Source organism: Priestia sp. YIM B13491, from assembly GCF_042787605.1.
Lineage (GTDB): Bacteria > Bacillota > Bacilli > Bacillales > Bacillaceae_H > Priestia > Priestia megaterium_E.
In genome coordinates this window covers 466,540-487,209 of the sequence record NZ_JBHZOR010000002.1, presented here as the reverse complement: position 1 = coordinate 487,209, position 20,670 = coordinate 466,540, and the positions used below count along the sequence as shown (strand labels likewise).

General features: G+C 40.3%; 17 protein-coding genes. 13 read left to right on the top strand and 4 right to left on the bottom strand.

All coding sequences use genetic code 11. The features are described 5' to 3' along the window. Window positions 1-39: 39 nt before the first annotated feature. The 7 genes from ACFX4E_RS08555 (at window position 40) to ACFX4E_RS08525 (ending at window position 9,136) form a co-directional block, all read left to right on the top strand. Window positions 40-1,356, top strand: a complete 1,317-nt coding sequence (locus tag ACFX4E_RS08555; RefSeq protein ID WP_136790259.1) for an aspartate aminotransferase family protein — start codon at window positions 40-42, stop codon at window positions 1,354-1,356. A 63-nt stretch (window positions 1,357-1,419) separates the two neighbouring features. Next, window positions 1,420-2,826 (top strand): sodium:solute symporter family protein, encoded by a 1,407-nt coding sequence (locus ACFX4E_RS08550; protein WP_377258189.1) that lies wholly within the window; start codon window positions 1,420-1,422, stop codon window positions 2,824-2,826. Window positions 2,827-2,956: 130 nt separating this feature from the next. Continuing rightward, entirely contained in the window at window positions 2,957-4,294 is a 1,338-nt protein-coding gene (locus tag ACFX4E_RS08545) for an MFS transporter (RefSeq protein WP_114324371.1), read from the top strand. Window positions 4,295-4,614: 320 nt separating this feature from the next. Then, window positions 4,615-7,644 (top strand): efflux RND transporter permease subunit, encoded by a 3,030-nt coding sequence (locus tag ACFX4E_RS08540; RefSeq protein WP_377258186.1) that lies wholly within the window; start codon window positions 4,615-4,617, stop codon window positions 7,642-7,644. A 310-nt stretch (window positions 7,645-7,954) separates the two neighbouring features. Further along, window positions 7,955-8,128, top strand: a complete 174-nt coding sequence (locus ACFX4E_RS08535) for a hypothetical protein (RefSeq protein ID WP_050688367.1) — start codon at window positions 7,955-7,957, stop codon at window positions 8,126-8,128. A 105-nt stretch (window positions 8,129-8,233) separates the two neighbouring features. Further along, window positions 8,234-8,497, top strand: a complete 264-nt coding sequence (locus tag ACFX4E_RS08530) for an autorepressor SdpR family transcription factor (protein WP_013082079.1) — start codon at window positions 8,234-8,236, stop codon at window positions 8,495-8,497. Continuing rightward, window positions 8,498-9,136 carry an SdpI family protein gene (locus ACFX4E_RS08525; RefSeq protein WP_377258182.1) on the top strand — a complete coding sequence of 213 codons (639 nt, stop codon included), beginning with the start codon at window positions 8,498-8,500 and terminating at the stop codon, window positions 9,134-9,136. It abuts the gene before it with no gap. 147 nt (window positions 9,137-9,283) lie between these two features. On the opposite strand, the gene ACFX4E_RS08520 is transcribed toward ACFX4E_RS08525, so the two are convergent. After that, the gene (locus ACFX4E_RS08520) at window positions 9,284-10,276 is read right to left on the bottom strand and encodes a DUF3231 family protein (RefSeq protein WP_098333730.1); all 993 of its coding nucleotides are present in this window, start codon (window positions 10,274-10,276) and stop codon (window positions 9,284-9,286) included. A gap of 153 nt (window positions 10,277-10,429) precedes the next feature. Next, window positions 10,430-10,945 (bottom strand): cupin domain-containing protein, encoded by a 516-nt coding sequence (locus ACFX4E_RS08515; RefSeq protein ID WP_377258180.1) that lies wholly within the window; start codon window positions 10,943-10,945, stop codon window positions 10,430-10,432. 247 nt (window positions 10,946-11,192) lie between these two features. On the opposite strand from ACFX4E_RS08515, the gene ACFX4E_RS08510 reads away from it, so the two are divergent. From ACFX4E_RS08510 to ACFX4E_RS08490, 5 genes are all read left to right on the top strand, one after another. Then, window positions 11,193-11,411: a hypothetical protein gene (locus ACFX4E_RS08510; RefSeq protein ID WP_377258177.1), complete on the top strand. Its 219-nt coding sequence runs from the start codon at window positions 11,193-11,195 to the stop codon at window positions 11,409-11,411. Next, on the top strand, window positions 11,408-11,668 hold the full coding sequence (locus ACFX4E_RS08505) for a hypothetical protein (protein ID WP_098433518.1): 261 nt from the start codon (window positions 11,408-11,410) through the stop codon (window positions 11,666-11,668). The genes ACFX4E_RS08510 and ACFX4E_RS08505 overlap by 4 nt, the downstream gene beginning before the upstream one ends. A 280-nt stretch (window positions 11,669-11,948) precedes the next feature. Next, window positions 11,949-14,480 (top strand): EAL domain-containing protein, encoded by a 2,532-nt coding sequence (locus ACFX4E_RS08500; protein ID WP_377258174.1) that lies wholly within the window; start codon window positions 11,949-11,951, stop codon window positions 14,478-14,480. Window positions 14,481-14,537: 57 nt separating this feature from the next. After that, window positions 14,538-15,182 (top strand): GTP cyclohydrolase I FolE, encoded by a 645-nt coding sequence (gene folE, locus ACFX4E_RS08495; RefSeq protein WP_025749591.1) that lies wholly within the window; start codon window positions 14,538-14,540, stop codon window positions 15,180-15,182. Window positions 15,183-15,230: 48 nt separating this feature from the next. Continuing rightward, window positions 15,231-16,157 carry an NAD(P)/FAD-dependent oxidoreductase gene (locus tag ACFX4E_RS08490; RefSeq protein WP_377258170.1) on the top strand — a complete coding sequence of 309 codons (927 nt, stop codon included), beginning with the start codon at window positions 15,231-15,233 and terminating at the stop codon, window positions 16,155-16,157. A 39-nt stretch (window positions 16,158-16,196) separates the two neighbouring features. Here the strand turns inward: ACFX4E_RS08490 and ACFX4E_RS08485 are convergent, their stop codons facing one another. Continuing rightward, window positions 16,197-16,475 carry a hypothetical protein gene (locus ACFX4E_RS08485; RefSeq protein ID WP_377258168.1) on the bottom strand — a complete coding sequence of 93 codons (279 nt, stop codon included), beginning with the start codon at window positions 16,473-16,475 and terminating at the stop codon, window positions 16,197-16,199. Window positions 16,476-16,676: 201 nt separating this feature from the next. On the opposite strand from ACFX4E_RS08485, the gene ACFX4E_RS08480 reads away from it, so the two are divergent. Next, window positions 16,677-19,121 carry a sensor domain-containing protein gene (locus ACFX4E_RS08480; protein WP_377258165.1) on the top strand — a complete coding sequence of 815 codons (2,445 nt, stop codon included), beginning with the start codon at window positions 16,677-16,679 and terminating at the stop codon, window positions 19,119-19,121. Window positions 19,122-19,155: 34 nt separating this feature from the next. Here ACFX4E_RS08480 and ACFX4E_RS08475 read toward each other — a convergent pair whose 3' ends face one another. Further along, window positions 19,156-20,658: a glycosyltransferase family 2 protein gene (locus ACFX4E_RS08475; RefSeq protein ID WP_377258162.1), complete on the bottom strand. Its 1,503-nt coding sequence runs from the start codon at window positions 20,656-20,658 to the stop codon at window positions 19,156-19,158. Between the last annotated feature and the right edge of the window lie 12 nt (window positions 20,659-20,670).

Here is a 20,670-nt window from a genome sequence, read left to right as displayed (position 1 = left end):
ACAAACACATTACTTGATAGATTGCGAGGAGGAAGTCAGATGACGCAGGCATCACTTACACAGTTAATGAACAGTTTGCCCGATTTACTAGCACCAAGCATGGCGAAAGATCACCCTAATTTACCGGTGGTAAAAGCAGAAGGCTGCTACTACTACGGAGCTGACGGAAAAACGTATTTAGATTTTACATCAGGTATTGCAACAGCGAATACAGGTCACCGTCATCCTAAAGTTGTACAAGCGATTAAAGAAAGCGTTGATCATCTTATGCACGGCCCGTCGGGTGTGATTATGTACGAATCTATTTTACAGCTTGCTGAAGAATTAAAAACAGTATTGCCAAGAGGATTGGACTGCTTTTTCTTTGCCAACAGCGGAACCGAAGCAATTGAAGGAGCGTTAAAACTGGCAAAGTATGTTACGCAAAGACCTTATACGGTTTCGTTTATGGGCTGCTTTCACGGCCGTTCTCTCGGAGCGCTTAGTGTGACAACATCAAAAAGCAAATACCGGAAATTTCTTCAGCCATCGGGCTTAACGTATCAAGTGCCTTATGCAGACGCGACTCAGTGTCCGAAAGGAGAAGATCCAGAAATCTACTGCGTGGAAAAGCTGGAAAGAGATTTTGCCACTTTGTTTAAGCATCAAGTCACGCCGGAAGAAGTAGCGTGCATGATTGTAGAGCCGGTTCTTGGAGAAGGCGGCTACGTGATCCCTCCGAAAGCGTGGCTGCAAAAAATAAGAGAAGTATGTGACAGACACGGCATTCTGCTTATTTTTGACGAAGTGCAAACCGGCTTTGGACGGACCGGCGAGTGGTTTGCAGCTCAAACGTTTGACGTGACGCCTGACATTATGGCAATCGCAAAAGGCATAGCATCAGGACTTCCGTTAAGTGCGACCGTAGCTTCCAAACAGTTAATGGAAAAGTGGCCGATTGGTACACACGGAACAACTTTTGGAGGCAATCCTATTGCTTGTTCAGCAGCACTTGCGACTCTGGACGTATTAAAAGAAGAAAAGCTGATTGAAAACTCAAAAGCAATGGGGAAATATGCAGCGGATCAGCTTCAGCATTTAAAAGCGAAGCATGAAGTGATCGGAAGTATTCGTTCAGTAGGACTAATGATTGGAATTGAAATTATTAACCCAAAAACAAAGCAAGGTGACGGAAATCTTCTTCTTGAGATTTTAGACAAATGTTTGGAAAAAGGAGTGCTGTTTTACCTTTGCGGAAATAGCGGAGAAGTGATTCGAATGATTCCTCCTTTAACGATTACAAAAGAAGAAATTGATGCCGGGCTTCGGGTATTAGATGAAGCATTGACAGAAATCACAAGGCTTCACGTGATCTAAAGCTTTAGGAAGCTCTTTGTTTCAATGAAAGATAGATTGACCCACAATAAGGAGGAATCTGTTATGAACGGACTGGATATGACGGTTATGTTTGTCTATTTTGGCGTATTGGTTGTAGCTGGTATTATTGGCTCGTTAAAAGCAAAGTCATCAGAAGATTTTATTTTAGCGGGACGAAACTTAGGGATGTTCATGTATTTAGGGTGTTTGTCTGCCGTTATTTTAGGCGGAGCGTCGACGATTGGAACGGCTCAGCTTGGCTATGAGCACGGGCTGTCTGGCATTTGGTTCGTGACGATGATTGGACTTGGGATCATTACGCTTGGCACGATTTTTATTAAGCGGATTTCGTCGTTGAAAGTGACGACTATCAGCGAACTGCTAGGAAAAAGATATAACGCTCAAGCGCAAATTATCAGCGCCATTGTTGCAGCTATTTATACACTCATGGTATCAGTCACTCAAGTGATTGGAATGGGAACGATCATTCATGCGCTGCTCGGATGGAGTATGACGGCATCGATGTTAATTGGCGGTTCGATTGTTTTGTTCTATACGATTTTAGGCGGAATGTGGAGCGTAACGGTTACTGATATTATTCAATTTGTTGTGATGACGGTGGCGATTTTTGGATTTATGCTTCCGATGAGTGTATCAGAAGCAGGAGGTTTCAAAGCCCTTGCCGGAGATTTGCCATCATCTTATTTTGATTTTTCATCCATTGGATACGGTCAAATCTTTCAGTATTTCCTCTTGTATACGCTTGGTATGGCAGTTTCTCAAGATATTTGGCAGCGGGTATTTACGGCGCGAACAGAAAAAATCGCCCGAAATGGCTCCATTTTTGCAGGCGTGTACAGCATTGCCTACGCGATTGCCGGAAGTGTAATTGGAATGTGTGCATATTTGCTGCTGCCAAACGCAGAAAGCAGTCAAAGCATATTTGCGACGCTTGCAGTTCAAATCCTGCCTCAAGGGTTATTAGGTCTCGTACTTGCAGGCGTTTGTTCGGCGCTGATGTCAACTGCTTCAGGAACGCTGCTTGCGTCTTCTACGCTGATTAGTAACGATATCATTAAAAAAGTATGGCTTAAAAATATTTCAGAGAAAAATTATTTAATCTTAACCCGTGTGAATACATTTATTGTCGGCGTGCTTGCTATTATTTTTGCTCTTTGGATTCAAGACGTGCTTGTTGCTTTAGACGTTGCGTATGCCATTTTATCAGGAGCGATCTTTGTTCCGTTTGTTGTCTCGCTGTTTTGGAAAGACATTCATCCAAAAGCAGGAGTTTCAGCGATTGTTGTTAGTACGCTAGTAGTACTTGGAGGTCTATTGATTGAAGGGCTTTCTTCTACCACGCCAATCCTATACGGAATTTCAAGCAGCATCATTGTAATGGCTGGATTTGCGGTTATGGCTCGAAACAAAGAACTGTCTGATCAAGAAAAGGTTCAAGAAGATATGTGAATAAGGGGGTAAAAAGCTTCTCATAGTAAAGTGAGAAGCTTTTTAGTATTTTGTATGCATAAGTATAGACAACAAACGGCAAGGAGGAGTACACTAGACGCTCAGATTATAGAGATAAGGAGATTGGTACATGAAAAGCAGAACATCCGTAATGGTTAGTATTGTGCTGGCGATGCTAGTGGCTTCGCTTGATTCAACGATTATGAATACGACGATGCCCGTTATTGCAAAAGAGCTTGGAAGATTTGATTTGTACGCGTGGTCGTTTGCTTCGTACATGATTGCAAGTACGATTTTATCTCCGGTAGCGGGAAGATTATCGGATTTATTTGGCCGCAAAAAAGTATTTGGGTTTGGAATTATTGCTTTTTTAATTGGTTCAATGCTTTGCGGCGTGGCAAATACGATGATTCAGCTTGTTCTTTTCCGTGCGGTTCAAGGAATAGGAGCCGGGTTTATGGTGGCGTTTCCCGCTATTATTGCCGGAGACTTATTTCCCGTCGAGAAACGAGGGAAGATTCAGGCGCTCTTTACAACGATGTGGGGATTATCAGCTGTATTAGCTCCGCTTTTAGGCGCTTTTTTTGTGGATTATTTAACGTGGAGATGGATTTTCTTTATTAATTTACCCGTATGTATTGTTTCATTTCTGACATTAATGCCCTATCAAGAAAGCTATAAGCCGAAACGAGCAAAAGTCGATTACATCGGTGCTATCTTGTTTGGAGCGGGCGTTACATCACTGCTGCTCGTTACGGTAGTGGAACAAAACCGAGTTGTGTATACAGTCGCGGGACTTATTTTATTAGTGATTTTTTATCTACATGAACGAAAACACGCTTCACCAATTGTACCCCTGTCCATGTTCCAAAACAAAACGCTGTCATGGATTAATATTAATGCGTTTATTGGAACGGTGGCTTTATTCGGTACGTCAAGCTACATTCCGTTATTTTTACAGCGAGTAGCGCATCTGTCACTGTTTATGAGCGGAGTTGCGCTGTTAGGAACGGCGGTCGGGTGGATGTCTGTATCTGTGCCTGCAGGTAAATGGATTTTAAAACACGGCTATAGAAAGCTGTTGTTAATCGGAAATGTGCTGCTGGTTGGCTCTGGAACACTGCTGCTTATGCTAAATGAAAGTCACGGCTTCTTTTACGTGTTTTGCGTCATGATTGTCCAAGGACTATCGTTTGGACTGCTTTCTACGGTTGGCGTCATTGGTGTACAGCAATTAGTAGGAGGACATGAAAGAGGTATTTCAACGTCATTTTTTATGTTTTGCAGAAACATGGGAACAGCCATCGGCGTTACCATTATGGGTGCGTTGCTGACTTCAGGCGGAAGCTTCATGGCAGGCATTCATCACTTGTTTTTATTTGGCTTTGCCGGAAGCATCGTGGCTTTATTGACTTCCTTAAAAATTCAAAACGATACGGAATCAAAGCACAGCCGAGCTGCTAGTTGAGGGAATTTATGCTAAATATGTTTATTTCATAAAAAAACGGGAAGAAACCAAATAAGGTCATAGAATTGCCTGAGAAATCGTAGGCATATTCTTCTTCTTCTTTCACTTACTACATGTGGGACGCCGGGTATCGGCGTCTTTTTTTTGTGCTGTAAAGGAGCTGCTTATATTATCCATAAATAATCTCGTTCAAATAATGGGACTTTTTACAAAAATAAGTCTTTAAATGGTAAGGAACATTAGGTATAATTTAGTGGTTATTTAGCATATTTTAGAAATGTTTGGCTAAGTTTGTACGAAAAAGTGAAAGGGGAAATTTCATGTCTTGGCTCACCAAATGGTCGTTCAAAAATAAAGCGGCTATCACCATTATGTCTATTTTAATTTTAGCTTTAGGAGTCATTAGTTATTTTACACTTCCGATGGAATTCCTGCCGACCGCTGATCAGCCTCAAGTGTCAGTAGTGGTTATGGGGCAAGGAACGGATGCGGACTCTATGGAAAAACAAGTTACGTCACCGATTGAAGAAGCGGTAGCCGGTGTTAAAGGAAAAAGCAACGTGTATTCGACGACGGGAGACGGCTATTCTAAAATCGATCTTTCATTTGAATCCAAAACGGATATGAAAGAAGCAAAAACAAACGTCCAAGAAGCACTGTCTTCGGTGCAGCTTCCAGCCAGCGTATCAAAGCCTAATGTTATTCAATTAAATACCTCTATGATTCCCATCGCAGATATTTCACTCACATTTAAAGAAGGATTAACAAGAGACAATCTGGATCTTGCAGAGAAAAAACTGATCCCTAAATATAAAGACGTTAAAGGCATTGCGAGTGTTCAAACGTATGGAACAGCGGATTCCTACGTGTCTATTAAAGTTGATAATAAAAAATTGTCACAAAAGAACGTGACTATTGATAAAGTCATCAGCGTGTTAGAAGGAAAAAACACGTCGCTTGCAGTTGGCGAAAAAGTCATTAATAACAAGTCGAGCAACATCAATGTAACAGGTAAAATTGACAGCTTGGGCAAAGTGAAAAAGCTGCCGGTTGCACCGAATGTAACGCTGGGCGACCTTGCAAAAGTAGAAGTGAAAAAGCCTGAAGGCGTCGTGACGCATATTAACGGAAAAGATGCACTTTTACTTATTGTGACAAAAGACAGTCACTCAAACGCCGTTAGCATTACAAAAGAAGTAAAAAAACTGTCTCAGCAAATTAACAAAGACTATAACAATGTGAATGCTTCTGTATTTTTTGCAACAGGAGACAGCGTACAAAACTCTGTTCATTCCATGATGAAAGAAGTGTTGCTGGGCGCACTTTTTGCGACCATTGTAATCATGCTGTTTTTACGCAGCGTTCGCTCTACGTTTATCACAATTGTATCCATTCCGCTATCGCTTTGCTTTACGCTTTTTTTATTATCCAAATCAGGCGTTACGCTTAATATTTTAACGCTTGGAGGAGTAGCGGTAGCGATTGGGAGATTGGTAGATGATAGTATCGTTGTTATTGAAAACATCTTCCGGAAAATGCAAAAAGAAAAGTTTTCGCTTGGGCTGATTATTGATGCGACAAAAGAGGTAGGTTCTGCTATTACCGCTTCTACGTTAACGACAGTAGCCGTCTTTTTACCAATCGGCCTTGTAAACGGAGGGCTTCAGGACTTTATGCTTCCGTTTGCTCTAACGCTGACGTATTCATTGCTGTCTTCACTAATTGTCGCACTTACGGTTGTGCCGTTAATGAGTGCAGGATTATTAAAAAATGAAAAAATTCGCAAGCACAAGCAGCCGGTTCGTTTTACAAAGGTCATTACGTGGTCGCTTAATCATAAATGGGTTGTGCTGCTGCTTTCGCTGCTTTTATTTGTCGGATCTATTGGCGCGTACACGATGATGCCTAAAGGAGCGGTTGATAACTCTTCATCTGACTTTGTAGGCACAACGTTAAGCTATCCAAATAACACGCCAATTAAAACCGTAGAAGAAAAATCACTGCAGCTTGAACGCTATATTTTAGCTCAAAAAGAAGTAAAAGAAATATACATGCAGCTTGGTAATACGGACGAAGGAGCCAAGTGGGGAGACGTTGGTTCACCTACTGAAGCTACGTATACGATTACCGTAAAAGACAGTGGAAACATTGATTCACTAATGAAACGAATCCAAAATCAAAAGAAGCTCTATGACGGAGGGGATCTTAGCGTAAGTGCTGCTTCACTAATGGGAGCGTCTACTACTTCCATTACCGTTGATGTAATTGGAAATGACATGAACAAGTTAGAAAAGACGGCAAGCAGCATTAAGAAAGAAATCAGCGATATAAAAGGAGTAGACAAAGTTTCTACGAACCAAGACGAAAAGAAAACGATTTACTCTTTAGACGTAGATCCAACAAAAGCGAATACGCAGCAAGTAGCGCAGCAGCTTGGCGTTATGCTGAACAAAACGCCGATTGGAGCGATAGATTTAGAAGGCAAGCAAGCAAACGTACTTCTTGAATCTGTCCTAAATCCAACATCACCAAAAGAGTTAAAAGATATTTCCATTATGACAGAGACAGGACCGTCCCCTGTTTCAAAAGTGGCTTCGCTAACGCAAGCTGAAAAGCCAACCAATCAGTTTCATAAAAATGGAGACCCTTATATTCAAGTAACAGCGGATGTCAATCCAGAAAAGCTTTCAGAGATTAATAAAAACATCCAAACAGTGATTTTTGGAGACGGTAAGAATAAAGGACTGTCGATTTCAAAAGATGTTGACGTTGTAATCGGAGGAGCAAGCACTCAGCAAGGAGAAGACTTCTCTGACTTGTTCATTACAATGCTTGTGTCGATTGGTATTGTGTTTTTAATTATGGTGATTACGTTTAAAACAATCCGCACGCCGTTTGCCATTTTATTTTCACTTCCGCTTGCTGCAATCGGTGCCGTTTTAGGATTATTAATCAGCCGCATTCCAGTAGACGTAACGGCTTTACTGGGAGCACTGATGCTGATTGGTATTGTTGTAACCAACGCCATTGTACTATTAGACCGCGTGAAGCAAAATGAAAAGAAAATGATTATGCGCGATGCGATTGTTGAAGCAGCCGCTACGCGTATGCGTCCAATTGTCATGACGTCTGCTGCTACGATTTGTGCGATGCTGCCACTATTATTTAAACAAAGCGAAAGCGGAAGCCTTGTTTCTCAAAGTCTTGCAGTCGTTGTAATCGGAGGATTAGCTGTTGCGACTCTTCTTACGCTTGTAGTCATTCCGGTTGTATATGAACTGCTTCATTTCAGAAAAACGAAAAAGCAAAGAATACAGCAAAAACAGCAGGAAGACGTAACGCCCCTATAATGTTTAAAAGAGGCGAGGACATAAGTATGTTAGTTGAAGGAAGATCCGAACGATGAATCGTTCGGATTTTTTTATTGGTAGAATGAACGTAGATTTCATGTCTCTAGTTGCTTCTAGCTGGTGATGGGAAGGCAAGACGAAGACTCTTGCGAGGAAAGTGAAGTCTTACATGGAAATCATCAGCGGTTCAGCTCATTCCTCCCATTTATTCATCTTTAGGTGGAATTGATTTGGTTACATTCCAGCCTCTTTTTTATGAAACCTTTTGGCTAGTAAAACGTATAGTTAGACAAAGAGATGGAGGGATAGTATGTTTCGAATAAAAGAGCGATGCTCCGTTTGTCAAAAAGAGATTCAGTCGAATGAAGAAGTATGGATGCGGATGAAGTATCCAAGTAAAAGAGGCATGACCGAAATCAAAGCTTTCCTACATCAAGAAGCGCAGTTTGTATGCATGGACTGCTTTGAAAAAACAAAAAAATGAGTCAAATGCAAGTGTTCTCTTTTCAAAATATTGACATATTATATTTTATAGTTTAATATTTAGATAATTATCTAAATACTTAAATATGATGGAGATGAACTTCAATTGAATGAAACGTTTAAAGCCTTAGCGGACCCCACTCGCAGAAAGATTTTAGAGCTGCTAAAAGAGCGGGATTTAACCGCAGGAGAAATTTCCGAGTATTTTAATATGACCAAACCAAGCATCTCAAATCATTTAAAAATCTTGAAGCAAGCGGACCTCGTTCAAGATGAAAAAAGAGGGCAGTTTGTGATTTATTCGTTAAATACAACCGTTTTTCAAGATTTAATCGGCTGGTTTTTCAGCTTTCAGAAAGGAGAGAGTTAAATGAAAAAGCACGTATTTCCTTTAGGCATTACCGTTTTAACACTAGTTGCATGGCTGATTGCACTTCCGCATCTTCCAGCTACGATGCCCATTCACTGGGGAGCAAATGGAGAAGCAGACGGATTTGCAACTAAGATAAATGCAATGATCTTAACAGTAGGCATCATGGTACTTATTTATTTTATCATTGCATTTGTTCCGCGAATTGACCCGCGTAAAGAAAATTATAAGTACTTTTCAAAAACGTATAACATCCTGTTAAACGCCGTACTGCTATTATTCTTTTTTGTAAATATGAGCACTATTTTACAGGGGCTGGGCTATAACGTGCCGATGTCGTACATTGCTCCGATTATGGCTGGACTCGTTTTTATCATTATCGGAAACTACTTGCAGCGCGTGCGCTCTAACTATTTTATGGGGATTCGTACACCGTGGACATTGAGCAATGAAACCGTATGGAAAAAGACGCATCGTTTATCTGGAAAGCTCTTTTTTATCGGCGGACTGCTAATTCTTATTAGCGCTTTTTTACCTGATGGATACAAGTCAGTTATCATGTGGGGCAGTATCGTTCTGTGCGTGGCGATTCCTTATCTGTATTCGTACTTGGCGTATAAAAAAGAAATGAATATGTAGGCATACAAAAAAATCCGGTGAACATACCGGATTTTTTTGGATAACGTATCAGCCGTAACGCCACCGTTCGTGTCACGCCGGCTGATGGGAATAAATACAGCATAAAATATGAAACGCGTTTCAGGTCAAGAGCTGCTATGAAAAAACTTACATTTGCTTACGATCGCTTGCTTCAGGCGGCTTTTCAATCCACCCGTTTTTAATCATCACTTCGCTGCAGCGCCCGGCTACTTTTAAGTCTCGTAAAATACACGCTTCACAGTGCCCCACAATATCGAGCCTCATGCTGGTTGTCATTGCCGTTGCGTAATAGGTAATGGCTACTTTAAACATTGCTCCTGCGTGAAATGTCATCAGCTTTTCTGAAAAAGGCGCGTGCGTAGACGTTGTGATTTCATTATCCAAAAGCGGAGGCGTATGAAGGTTTTCCTCGTGCATAATGGAAGAATAAAGCTCAATATGCTTGTGAGCCACATCAAGCCCCGTCTCCATAACTTTACGTACGTCTTTTCGTTTACTCACTTGTTTAAAGGCAATTAAAAGCGCTTTGGTTGCCATGCTTTTACGTAAATTAAAATAAATATTTCCAGCTTCCGTTGTGTTTAAAAGGCGCTGCTTGCCGACAAAATCAAGAGCGTAAGACAAATCTGTGATCGGCTCTTGTTTTTTCGGGTTTGAAAAATAAGGAGCCGGCACATAAAGATTTTTTTCTAAAAGCAGGTCGAGCGACCGATTATATACTTCCATCACATCTAAATTGCACTGATGATAATAATCTCGAAGATCTCGGCGAACGGACACGCTAAATGAAATGCCGTATCCTGCCAAGCCGTGAATGGTCATGTCGTGAAGATACTTCAGCCAAAACGAGTCTGTAAAAAGCGGAGGTGCGTGCAAGTCCACATCTTCATCTGTAAAACCTTTTGGCAGCGGGAAATGCTCGGCATGAAAAATGGCAGTCAGCAGCTTAATATGCTTTTTTGATAACTCCAGAGAAAAGGCAAACAGCGAACGAATCTCGGAATCCGTTACCGTTGCAAGAACGTGTTTTGCTACGCAAGCTGCCAGCGTATCCTGCTGATACTGCGCGCATAGACTCGTTATTTCAGGCGAAGTCAAACGTTTGCTTTCTGCATTCAATTGGCTTTCCTCCTATCTATAAAAATGGCACGTATTTATAAAAAACAGATAAGTATAGTGTGGACAAAATTATGTTAAATTATTACATGGTCAAATTGAAATCAAAATAGAAAAAAGACCTGCCCGGTAAAGAGCAGATCTTTATGTATTGGTTTATTTTTTATTCAGTGCTTTTTCAATTTCAGGATAGGTAATGCCGTATTTTTTAGAGACGGTAACTAAACCGATAATTTCTTCTTCAGTAGGTGGTTCCACTTGCGGCAGAGGAGCATTTTCAGGAACGGAAGTACCCAGTTCTTTAACGAATGAATCAAAGCCTGCAGGAGAAGCAGTAAGGATAAATTCTGTTTCTTCTGGTCCGGTTACAAAGCGGTGCTGAATACCTCGAGGAGCAAAAACATAATCGCCCGCTTTTGCTTCAATTATTTCTTCTCCTATGTAAAAAATCATTGAGCCGCTCTTTACATAAAATGTTTCGTCTTCATGTTCGTGAAGGTGAAGGGGCGGACCTTGGTTTGCTGGTTTTACTACGTGTGCCACGGCGTAAGCTCCGTTTGTATCTTCACCTGGTACAAGAAGCGTTACTTTTTCATCAAGAAAATGAAATGTATTTTGATCGTGTGGCGTACGGTGAAAAGCGTTTGTTAGCTGGTTATGAGTTGTTGTCATCCTTTTATCTCCTTTAAAAACATATTTTGAGATTATTGTATACTAATATGGACGTTTTGTGTGCAAGAAAATAGTTAAAAAGAATTATTTATTTACATTTATTATCTTTTTATAGTTCTATTGTTATTGATTGTGGATTTTCAATAGAATTCCCTCTATCTATTTTCCAAAACTACCCAGTATGCTAACATAAAGATAGAATCTTTGAATGGATAAGTTATGTATGAGATGTAAAAGGAGAGTTTCGATGAAGTTGTTTAAGGATGTCTCTAAGCAGGAGCATCAAAATTGGAATAAAGCTGTGTCGGCAGGTTTTTATATACTTTTACTCCTGCTGTTTGTGAATACGTTGATGTATGCCTATAATGGTGCTGAGTTAGTGTCGTCGCTTTCGATGTTTTGGACAGGAATTATTGTGACGTTTGGCTATCAGTTTATTTTAAATAGAAAAAGCGAGAAAAAATGAAAAAACAGCCTTGGCATCGTTCAGAAAAATTTCTGCTGCTTCTGTGTTTTTTTGCGCCGCCCATTGGCTATGTGGCGGTGATCGTGAATAAGAAAAAGCTAAGCCGAGAACAGTGGCTGAGTAACTTAACGGTAGCGACTATTATAATGTCCATATGGCTGCTGAAGTTTTTGCCGCATCAGTGGGGAACGATTATTTTACTAACGGGAGCCGGAATCTATTGGTATCACCGAATGTTAAAGAAGTTTAAAAAGTAGCAGCAGGGATAAAGAAAGTTAAATTTTACGCATTGATATTTTGACAAAAGAAGTTAAAATATTATAGTAATACAAATTTGTTCTACCCATGTAAATAAAAGTATTTATTTGCTGTGTTTTATAATTTAGTTAAGAATAGAGCCAACCAAAGCGGTTGGTTTTTTGCATGAGTTCATTCTTTTTTTGTGGAAATTGAAGAAGAGTATCCGATGTAAAGCTAGAGCATATAGGCAGGTTTTAAAACTGTCGGATCAGTTCTTTAAACAGGAGGCCATCACTAGTGTCGATAAAGAAAAAGTTGTCCGTATTCTTTACTTTGCTGGTATTGTGTATTCTACTAGCGAATAACACCTTGCACTACATTCGATCAAAAAATAGATTAACAGAGTTTAATCAACGGGAAATCACGCTGGTCACAGAAGAAATTGCGTACGAAGTCGAAAATTCTAAAAATAGTGCCTCCTATATGGAAGATCGGATGGCACAGGAATTACGAACGGCTTCGATTGCGATTCAACAGTCTTTGCCCGCTGATTATCATGACGTCAGCAATGACGAGTTAAAACAGTTGGCTAAAAAACTGAGGGTATCTCATATTACATTATTAGCACCCGTAGAAGGTGATATTATAGGCGTAAAATCTTCTGATCCTAAGGAGATCAATATGTCTACAAAAGAGTGGGGCTATTGGTATACATCTTTTCAGCAGCTTCTTTCTCAGCAGCCGGTCACGACAACAAAAGGATTGACTTTACCTCACTTTTGGAGCGGTCCGATTGAAGTAGCTTCTAGCAACCCTAATCACATTGACAAGTGGGGCTATTATTACGACGGGTCTACTAATTATATTATTGATCCTTATTTCCGGGATCGCCACGTCCTGGATTTTGAAAAAAGGTTTGGCCCTACGAACGTGATGAACCGCTTTACGGAAAATCTTGAAGGCGTTCTTGAACTAACGGCCTTCAACCCGAAAAATTTCGGAAAAAGAAATCAAAACGTATATTTAAACGGCAATAAATATATTAGAATAAAAGATCAGCCGATTTGGTACGGTACCTACACGTATCAAAATACCGAACGTGATAAAATGTCCATTCAAAAGGCTTTAAAAACGGGAAAATCACAAAGCTATACTGCTAAAATTAACCATAAAAAAGTATTAAAAACATTGGTACCGATTAAAGAAAAAAATTCTCCGGCTTATGTAATAGGCGTAGTGTATGACTACGGACTTATTGAAAAAGAGCTGCAGCAAGAATTAATCAAACATTTACTGCTGTCTCTGCCGTTTATCTTTATTGTCCTTATTATCAGCTTTGTTTTCTCTACATCCATTACGCGGCCAATTAAACATATTATGGAGCACGTAAATCAAATCGCCAAAGGCAATTTTGGCAAGGTGCTGAATGTAAGAAGAAAAGATGAGCTGGGAGGACTCGTAGCAAACATCAACCACCTTTCTCACTTTTTAAAAACATATGTAGACGATTTAAAGAAAAGTCAGGAAGAAAGTGAGTATCATGCGTACCACGACTTTTTGACAGGATTGCCAAACAGAAGATATTTTAAAGAAGAATTAAACAGGCGCTTAATTGAGTCGAAGGAAAAGTCCATTCGTCACGTAGCCGTGTTATTTATGGATATAGACCGGTTTAAAGATATTAATGATACGCTAGGGCATTCAAAAGGAGATCAGCTTATACAGCTGATAGCCAACCGTATTAAAGAGTGTCTGCCTCCTGCTAACAATTTTCTTACAAGGCAAGGCGGAGACGAGTTTGTTATTTTATTCAGCGATTTTACACCGGAAGAAGTTGAAGGTATTACCGAGAAGATCATGGCGTATGTTCAACAGCCCTGCTACATTGACAGTGATGAAGTTTTCGTCAGTATCAGCAGCGGATTAAGCTTTTATCCGGAGCACTCTACGAATTTGGACACGCTTATTACGTATGCAGATGTCGCCATGTATGCTTCAAAAAGACAAGGCGGCAGTAAAGTAAGTATTTATCATGATTCATTAAATCAAAAACAAGCTGAAAAAGTTCACATCGAAACGCGCTTGCGAAAAGCGATTCAAAAAGGTGACATTGATGTTTACTACCAGCCGAAAATAGAAGCAAAGCGCAATGTAATCACCGGCGTAGAAGCATTAGTTCGCTGGAATGACGCAGAGCTTGGATTTGTTTCTCCGGAAGTATTTATCCCTATAGCAGAAGAAGCTGGTTTGATTCAGTCTCTATGGGAAGTTGTCATGAAGAAAGCTTGTTCTCAAGTCAGTAAATGGAACAAGGACCGAAACGAAAAAATGACGCTAGCAGTTAACTTTTCTCCGCGGCAATTTCAAGATCCGATTGTGCTGGTTAAGGAAATACAGCAATTTCTTTCCCTCCATAGATTTGATCCTACATGGTTTGAAATGGAAATTACGGAAAGTACATTGCTGATGAACGCGGAAGAAACGATTAAAGCTTTACATCTGTTAAAGAAATATGGTATATCAATTTCTATCGATGATTTTGGAACCGGATATTCTTCATTGAGTTATTTGAAAAAACTACCAATCGATTGTTTGAAAATCGACCGGTCTTTTATCCAGGATATTCAAGAAGATTACAGCAACAGTGAAATTGCGCAGGCGATTATCAGCTTATCTCAAAGCTTAAAGCTACAGGTAATCGCAGAAGGTGTAGAAGAAGAATATCAAAAAGCATTTTTAATGAAAAATGGCTGTGATCATATGCAGGGGTACTTATTTAGCAAGCCTCTTGCTGCAGAAGATTTTGAAGCAGCATTTTTAAATAGCTGAAGCAAAACCATCATTTGAAAATAAACTTACTAAGAAAAGGGAAGAGGACATAAAGAGATGGCACTTAGTACACAAAATTTAATTGCTCAAAAATTTTTAGAAACAGTAGGCACGAATTCAACTGAAATAGATAAAAAAATCGGTCAAGCTGACACATTTATGAATGCGGTGAAAGAACTGATTGATTTATGCGGAGATAACCCGGAAAGAGACGGTCTTGAAGAGACGCCATACCGCGTGTTAAAGGCGTTTTTAGAATACACGGAAGGCTACCGAGAAGACCCGAAAGCTCATTTGGAAAAGACATTTGATGTGAATCACAACGAACTGGTGTTAATACGAGACATTGAGTTTCATTCAATGTGTGAACATCACTTTGCGCCGTTCTTTGGCGTTGCTCACGTTGGGTATATACCGGATAAAAAAATTACAGGTTTATCTAAAATCGCTCGTACGGTAGAAGGATATGCAAAGAGATTTCAAGTGCAAGAACGTCTAACAAATGAAATTGCAGATGCAATCGAAGAAGTGTTAGAGCCGAAAGGGGTTATGGTGATTATTGAAGCAAAGCATATGTGCATGTGCGGAAGAGGAATTAAAAAGTCTTCAGCTTCTACAGCCACTTCATCCGTTCGAGGAACATTTATGGAAAAACCAGAGGTCCGCGGAGAATTTTTATCGCTTTTACAGCGACAAATGTAAAGAAACAAAAAGCCATATAAGCTGAGAAGCAGAAGCGAGGTGAGCTGTATGCAACATGTTGACGTACTGATTATTGGCGGAGGACCCGCTGGTATCTCTGCTGCCGTGTGGTGTAAAAGGCTAGGCGTTGAGTGCTTGCTTCTTGAAGAACAGGCACAGTTAGGCGGACAGCTGTTTACTATTTATAATGAAATTATTGATTATCCCGGAATACAAGCGGAAAATGGAATTGAAATGCAGCGTAAAATGGTTCAGCATTTTATCGATATGGACTGCTTATATGAAGCGAATACAAAAGTAATTTCCATTGACGAACGTTCTAAAACAGTAAAAGTAAAGCAGCAAGAAACAGAAAAAGAAATCGGCTATACGTATCTTATTTTAGCCACGGGTTCTAGTCAGCGAAAGCTCGGAGTGCCGGGTGAGCAGCAAATGATTAACCGAGGAGAAGTATATTCTGCCTCAGCAGACGGAGAACGGCTAAAAGGTAAAAGGGTTGCTCTCATTGGCGGAGGAGACCGGGCTTTTGAAGGAGCACATCTTTTAGCATCACAAGCAAAAGAAGTATATCTGATTCATCGTTCTATGCATTTTAAAGCAAGAGAGCAATACGTTGAAAAAGTGCTTTCCGACCCCGGTGTTAAAGTAATGACAGATACCGAAGTGACGGCTATCCACGGAAAGCATCACGTCACATCGATCGATTTAAAAAGTAAAAACAGTGAATGTGAGAACCTATCAGTAGACGCTGTGCTGATTAGACTAGGCGTAGCGCCCAATGTTGAACTTATTAAAGAAAAAGTCACTACTACACAAAGCGGGCTCATCGTCATCAATGAAGTACATCAAAGCAGCAACCCATCTATTTATGCGATTGGAGACGCGTGCACAACTCCTTTGTTTTCTAGTATCAGCTCTTCAGCCGGTCAAGGAGCAATTGTAGCCAAGCATGTATCGAGTCTTTTGAATGATTGATAATATAAAAAAGCATCTATCAAATTGATAGATGCTTTTTTACGTAACATAGTAAAAGAAACATAGCAGAAGTACGTTCATAGGCAGACAAATCATTTGAAAAAAAGCAGTGTAGTTTTTCGGAGCGGCGCTGATTCTTTTTACTAGCATACACTCGGTAATGAAATTAAAAAGAACGATGATAGAAGCGACTGTTATATACGTCCAGACGTTCTGCTGAAACAAACGAGTAAAAAGAGGCGAGAAAAGAAGCAGAAAAGCAGCGGTTTGAAAAGACCCCCTGGAAAATAAGTCGAATTTTTTAGCACTTTGAGTCACACTATCCCTCCTTTATATGTTTTATTTTACCAAACTAAAAAGAATTTAAAAAGGAGCTATCTTTACCTGAGATGTTCCTCAATTGGGGAAATTAAGGTGAAATATATGTCAAATATAGCTTATAATAATATAAAAGAAATAGATAAAAGGAGGCGCCATGAGATCTTGCCGGATAAGAACACGGAGAAGGAGCAGTCGATCATGATTATGAAACATCTTGATCGTTTGAATACGCAGCTTTTAAAAGAATACAGTGAAGGTATTTTTTTTATCAACTGTGAAGGCGATATCATGTTTAGCAACGAAGCAGCCTTCAAGCTAACGGGAAACGAGCACAAAGAAAAAAGCCAGCAGCTGACAGCTTTTATACATAAGTCGAAACAACAGCAGGCACAAAATTTCTTTCAACGTGCTTTACAAGGGGAAAAAGTTCAGTTTTCGACGACGATTAATCACAACACAAAAAAAGAACTTCATTTATATATTACGCTTATTCCTATTATCGTAAATGAGCAAGTTGCGGGTGTTTATGCCGTATGCAGAGATGATTCAAAAGAGCAGGAGCGCTCTAATCACATTTCTCAATTAGAAACACATTTGAAAATGGAGCAAAAGCTTGCCAATTTGGGAAGCTGGTATTACGACGTGACGGAAGATAAAAGCTATTGGTCGTCTCAGCTGTATAATATTTACGGATTAAATCCTGGTCAGCTCTTTACTCCTTCTTTTAGAGATGTTCTTCAATTTATTAAAGAATGTGACCAAAAAAGGTTAAAAAAAGCAGTTACAGAGGCACTTTCAACGGGAGAAAGCTATAAAATTGAATACGCGCTGATGCGGCCAAATGGCGAAGAACGTACGGTGTTTGAGCAAGCGGATGCAGTAGCAGATGAGCAAGGAAACGTCATACAGCTGATTGGCGTAGTTCATGATATTACCGAATCGAAAGTGATTACGAATGAATTAAAGCAAAAAGAACAGCAGTTTCAAACGATTTATAACAATCTGGATGCCGGAATATGGTCAGTTGATGTGCAGCGCAATAAAATGATTGTATGTTCAAACGGTGTTAGCAACATTTACGGAGAAGATGCAATTAAATTTTTAGAAGATAGAGATCTGTGGAAAAGCTTTATTCACCCTGAAGATAAGCCAGCTGTGGAAAAAGCGCAGCATCAGCTGCAAAAAGGAAAAACAATTCGCCAGCAGTATCGGATTTACATAAAAGCTGGAGAAATGAAGTGGGTAAAAGATCGATGCATTCCAACACTTGACGAGAACGGTAAGCTAGTACGCATAGACGGCATTGTGGAAGATATCACCGCAGAAAAAAAGTACGTGGATCATGTTGAATATCTTGCGACTCATGATCATGTGACAAACTTGCCGAATCGAAGAAAGTTTGAAAAAGAATTAAAAAATTTCATTCGGCAAATGAAAAAAGAAAAAGATTCATTAGCGGTTTTTTATGTAGGACTGAATCGTTTCAAGCATATTAATGATACATTAGGCCACGACGTAGGCGATCGCCTGATGCAGCGTATCGCCAGTCGGTTAAAAAAGTTCGTAACGCCAGATGTGATGCTAGCTAGAGCAGGAGAAGACGAGCTTGCGATTTGTTTTTTATCTCTTGCACATATCAATGAATGTCAAAAGCTAGCCGCAACACTTTTTCAAGAAATCGAAAAAGAAATTACCATTGACGACTTTTCACTGTACGTCACAGCCACTATTGGAATCAGCATCTATCCGCATGACGGTGAAGATGTGAAAACCTTATTGACGAATGCCAACCTTGCTATGCGCCGTGCCAAAGAAATTGGGCGAAGCGACTGGCAGCTGTATTCTCCGTTAATGGACAGCGAGACGTATAAAAGCTATCATCTGGAAAAAGGACTGCGCAACGCACTTCTTCAAGATGAGTTTTTTATTGAATATAAGCCAAAGGTTCATACAAACAGCAGAGAGATTGATAGTATCGAAGCATTAATTCGCTGGAATCATCCGGAATGGGGACGCGTATCACCGGAAAACTTTATTCCATTAGCAGAAGAAACTCATTTAATTATTGAACTCGGCGACTGGGTGATCGAGAACGTGTGCAGGCAGCTGCAGCAGTGGAAGAATCAAGGGTTACAAACCGTGCCCGTTTCAATTAACGTCTCGTCTAAACATTTGCTGAAACGAGGGTTTGTGGAGCACGTTCAACAAACGTTAGCTCATTACAATATCGACCCTTCATTTATAGAATTTGAAGTAACGGAAAGCTCTATTATTCAGCACGAAGAGCATGTAAAAAAAGTCATGGATGAACTAAAGAAAATTGGCGTAACGTTTGCATTAGATGATTTTGGCACCGGCTTTTCTTCGTTATCACATTTAAAAGACTTCGAATTTAACACGCTCAAAATCGATAAAACATTTATTCAACACGCGACCGATAAAGGAAAGCAGCAGGCGATTACAAAAAGCATTTTGTACTTAGCTCATGCTCTTAACATGAAAGTGATCGCAGAAGGCGTTGAAACAAAAGAACAGCTTGCCTTTTTACAAAAGCACGAATGTTCCTTTATTCAAGGCTATATTGTGAGTCAGCCGGCTGCGCCTCAAAAAATTGCCGAATATTTAAAGAAACGATTTCTATAAAAAAAGTGATGTCTCCACGGAGACATCACTTTTTTTACGCTTGAATAGGTTTTCGAAGCGTCCAAATTTGGTAAAACATATAAAGAGACTGATAGATGGTCAAATACGTCAGCAGAATCCATCCGTTCATTAAGTACGGATAAATGGCTTGCTGTACAGAAGGGCTCGTTAAGTAGTCACGGAAATACATACACAGCACAACAATCATTCCTGTAAACGCAAAGCCCGTTAAAATCCCTTGCCCTAATTTACTGCGCGTTTTCCCATTTTCCGCGTTGTATTGATTTGCCCATCCGTCTTTTTTATTAGCGGCAAGCCTTTCCATCCATACTTGACCAAACGTAATTAAATTCACCCACAGATAAATCTCCGGACTAATCAAAAGACCGGCCAGTATCACATCAATCGGCCTGTGCATCGGCGTTTTGACAGCGAGCATAATATTTAAGACAGATGCTAACGCGATTGGAATGATCCAAAGCCACGACCAGTAAAATTGATCGGTTGCAAGCGCAGCCGATAACAATACAATAAACAGCAGCCGAATGAGTAAATCACATAGCGTTTTGATCTGTGAACGCCACAGCTTTCCTTTATGCTTGGTTCTCACGTTCAAGTTTCCGTTTGTCAGTAAATCAACGGTCCCGGACTTCCATTTATTACGCTGTTCACGGTACGTGTGATAGCTTCTCATCGAGTCCACAAAGCAGCGAGCACCGGGACTGATTAACGTTTTCCAGTTGGATTTTTGCAGCTGCCAGGTCAGAAGCATATCTTCAACGTCGCTGTCATTTTGCCAAGGACCGTCAAGCTTGTTTTCTTCCACTATATTTTGAAGCGCTTCAGGGCGAAACAGCGTAGCCTGACCGCCGAGTACGTACGTGCTTCCGCCGTGATACTGAAGATCCAACAGCCAGCTTGCCATATCCTGCTTTTGCTGATGCGTCCACCACCGGGCGATCGGTCCACCGTACTCGCCGCTTGCGAGCTTTTCTTCGTAGTGCACATCATCTTTTGACAGCGAGCTTTTCTTTTTAGGCATTCTCATCGTATATTTTGCCATCACGCCGCCGATGTTTCGCGACGTCATTAAATCTTCCCATAAATTAATGAGTGCTTTTGGAGCCAAGCGGCTGTCTGCATCCATCCCTAAAACTGCTTTAATGGACTCTTTATACAGCTGCTGATATTTCGTCAGCGTCGTATTATATAAATCTAGTGTATCTCCATATATCTTTTTCCAAGCCGTATTTAACGCGCCGACTTTTCGTTGTTTATTGCCTTCAGTGACCAGTACTTTTACATTTAAATCAAATTCATCTCCGGCCAGCTCCGCTTTTTCTTTTGTGCGGTCCGTACAGTTATCTGCAATCACAAATACATCGAGCTCCACGTTATTTGGAAGAAGCTGATCGCCTAAACCTGCCAAGCAGTCGCGAATTGATTTTTCTTCATTGTGCGCCGGAATGAATGCCACAATGCGCGGCCTCATATACGAAGCTCCAATACTTCCAGTAACGGCACGCTGATTGTTCATGTTTTCCTTTAC

Bases quoted from the DNA above. Each gene is read 5' to 3' on its own strand.
- ACFX4E_RS08555 (WP_136790259.1), top strand. From the start codon at position 40: ATGACGCAGGCATCACTTACACAGTTAATGAACAGTTTGCCCGATTTA.
- ACFX4E_RS08550 (WP_377258189.1), top strand. From the start codon at position 1,420: ATGAACGGACTGGATATGACGGTTATGTTTGTCTATTTTGGCGTATTG.
- ACFX4E_RS08545 (WP_114324371.1), top strand. From the start codon at position 2,957: ATGAAAAGCAGAACATCCGTAATGGTTAGTATTGTGCTGGCGATGCTA.
- ACFX4E_RS08540 (WP_377258186.1), top strand. From the start codon at position 4,615: ATGTCTTGGCTCACCAAATGGTCGTTCAAAAATAAAGCGGCTATCACC.
- ACFX4E_RS08535 (WP_050688367.1), top strand. From the start codon at position 7,955: ATGTTTCGAATAAAAGAGCGATGCTCCGTTTGTCAAAAAGAGATTCAG.
- ACFX4E_RS08525 (WP_377258182.1), top strand. From the start codon at position 8,498: ATGAAAAAGCACGTATTTCCTTTAGGCATTACCGTTTTAACACTAGTT.
- ACFX4E_RS08515 (WP_377258180.1), bottom strand. From the start codon at position 10,945: ATGACAACAACTCATAACCAGCTAACAAACGCTTTTCACCGTACGCCA.
- ACFX4E_RS08510 (WP_377258177.1), top strand. From the start codon at position 11,193: ATGAAGTTGTTTAAGGATGTCTCTAAGCAGGAGCATCAAAATTGGAAT.
- ACFX4E_RS08505 (WP_098433518.1), top strand. From the start codon at position 11,408: ATGAAAAAACAGCCTTGGCATCGTTCAGAAAAATTTCTGCTGCTTCTG.
- folE (WP_025749591.1), top strand. From the start codon at position 14,538: ATGGCACTTAGTACACAAAATTTAATTGCTCAAAAATTTTTAGAAACA.
- ACFX4E_RS08490 (WP_377258170.1), top strand. From the start codon at position 15,231: ATGCAACATGTTGACGTACTGATTATTGGCGGAGGACCCGCTGGTATC.
- ACFX4E_RS08480 (WP_377258165.1), top strand. From the start codon at position 16,677: ATGATTATGAAACATCTTGATCGTTTGAATACGCAGCTTTTAAAAGAA.
- ACFX4E_RS08475 (WP_377258162.1), bottom strand. From the start codon at position 20,658: ATGAACAATCAGCGTGCCGTTACTGGAAGTATTGGAGCTTCGTATATG.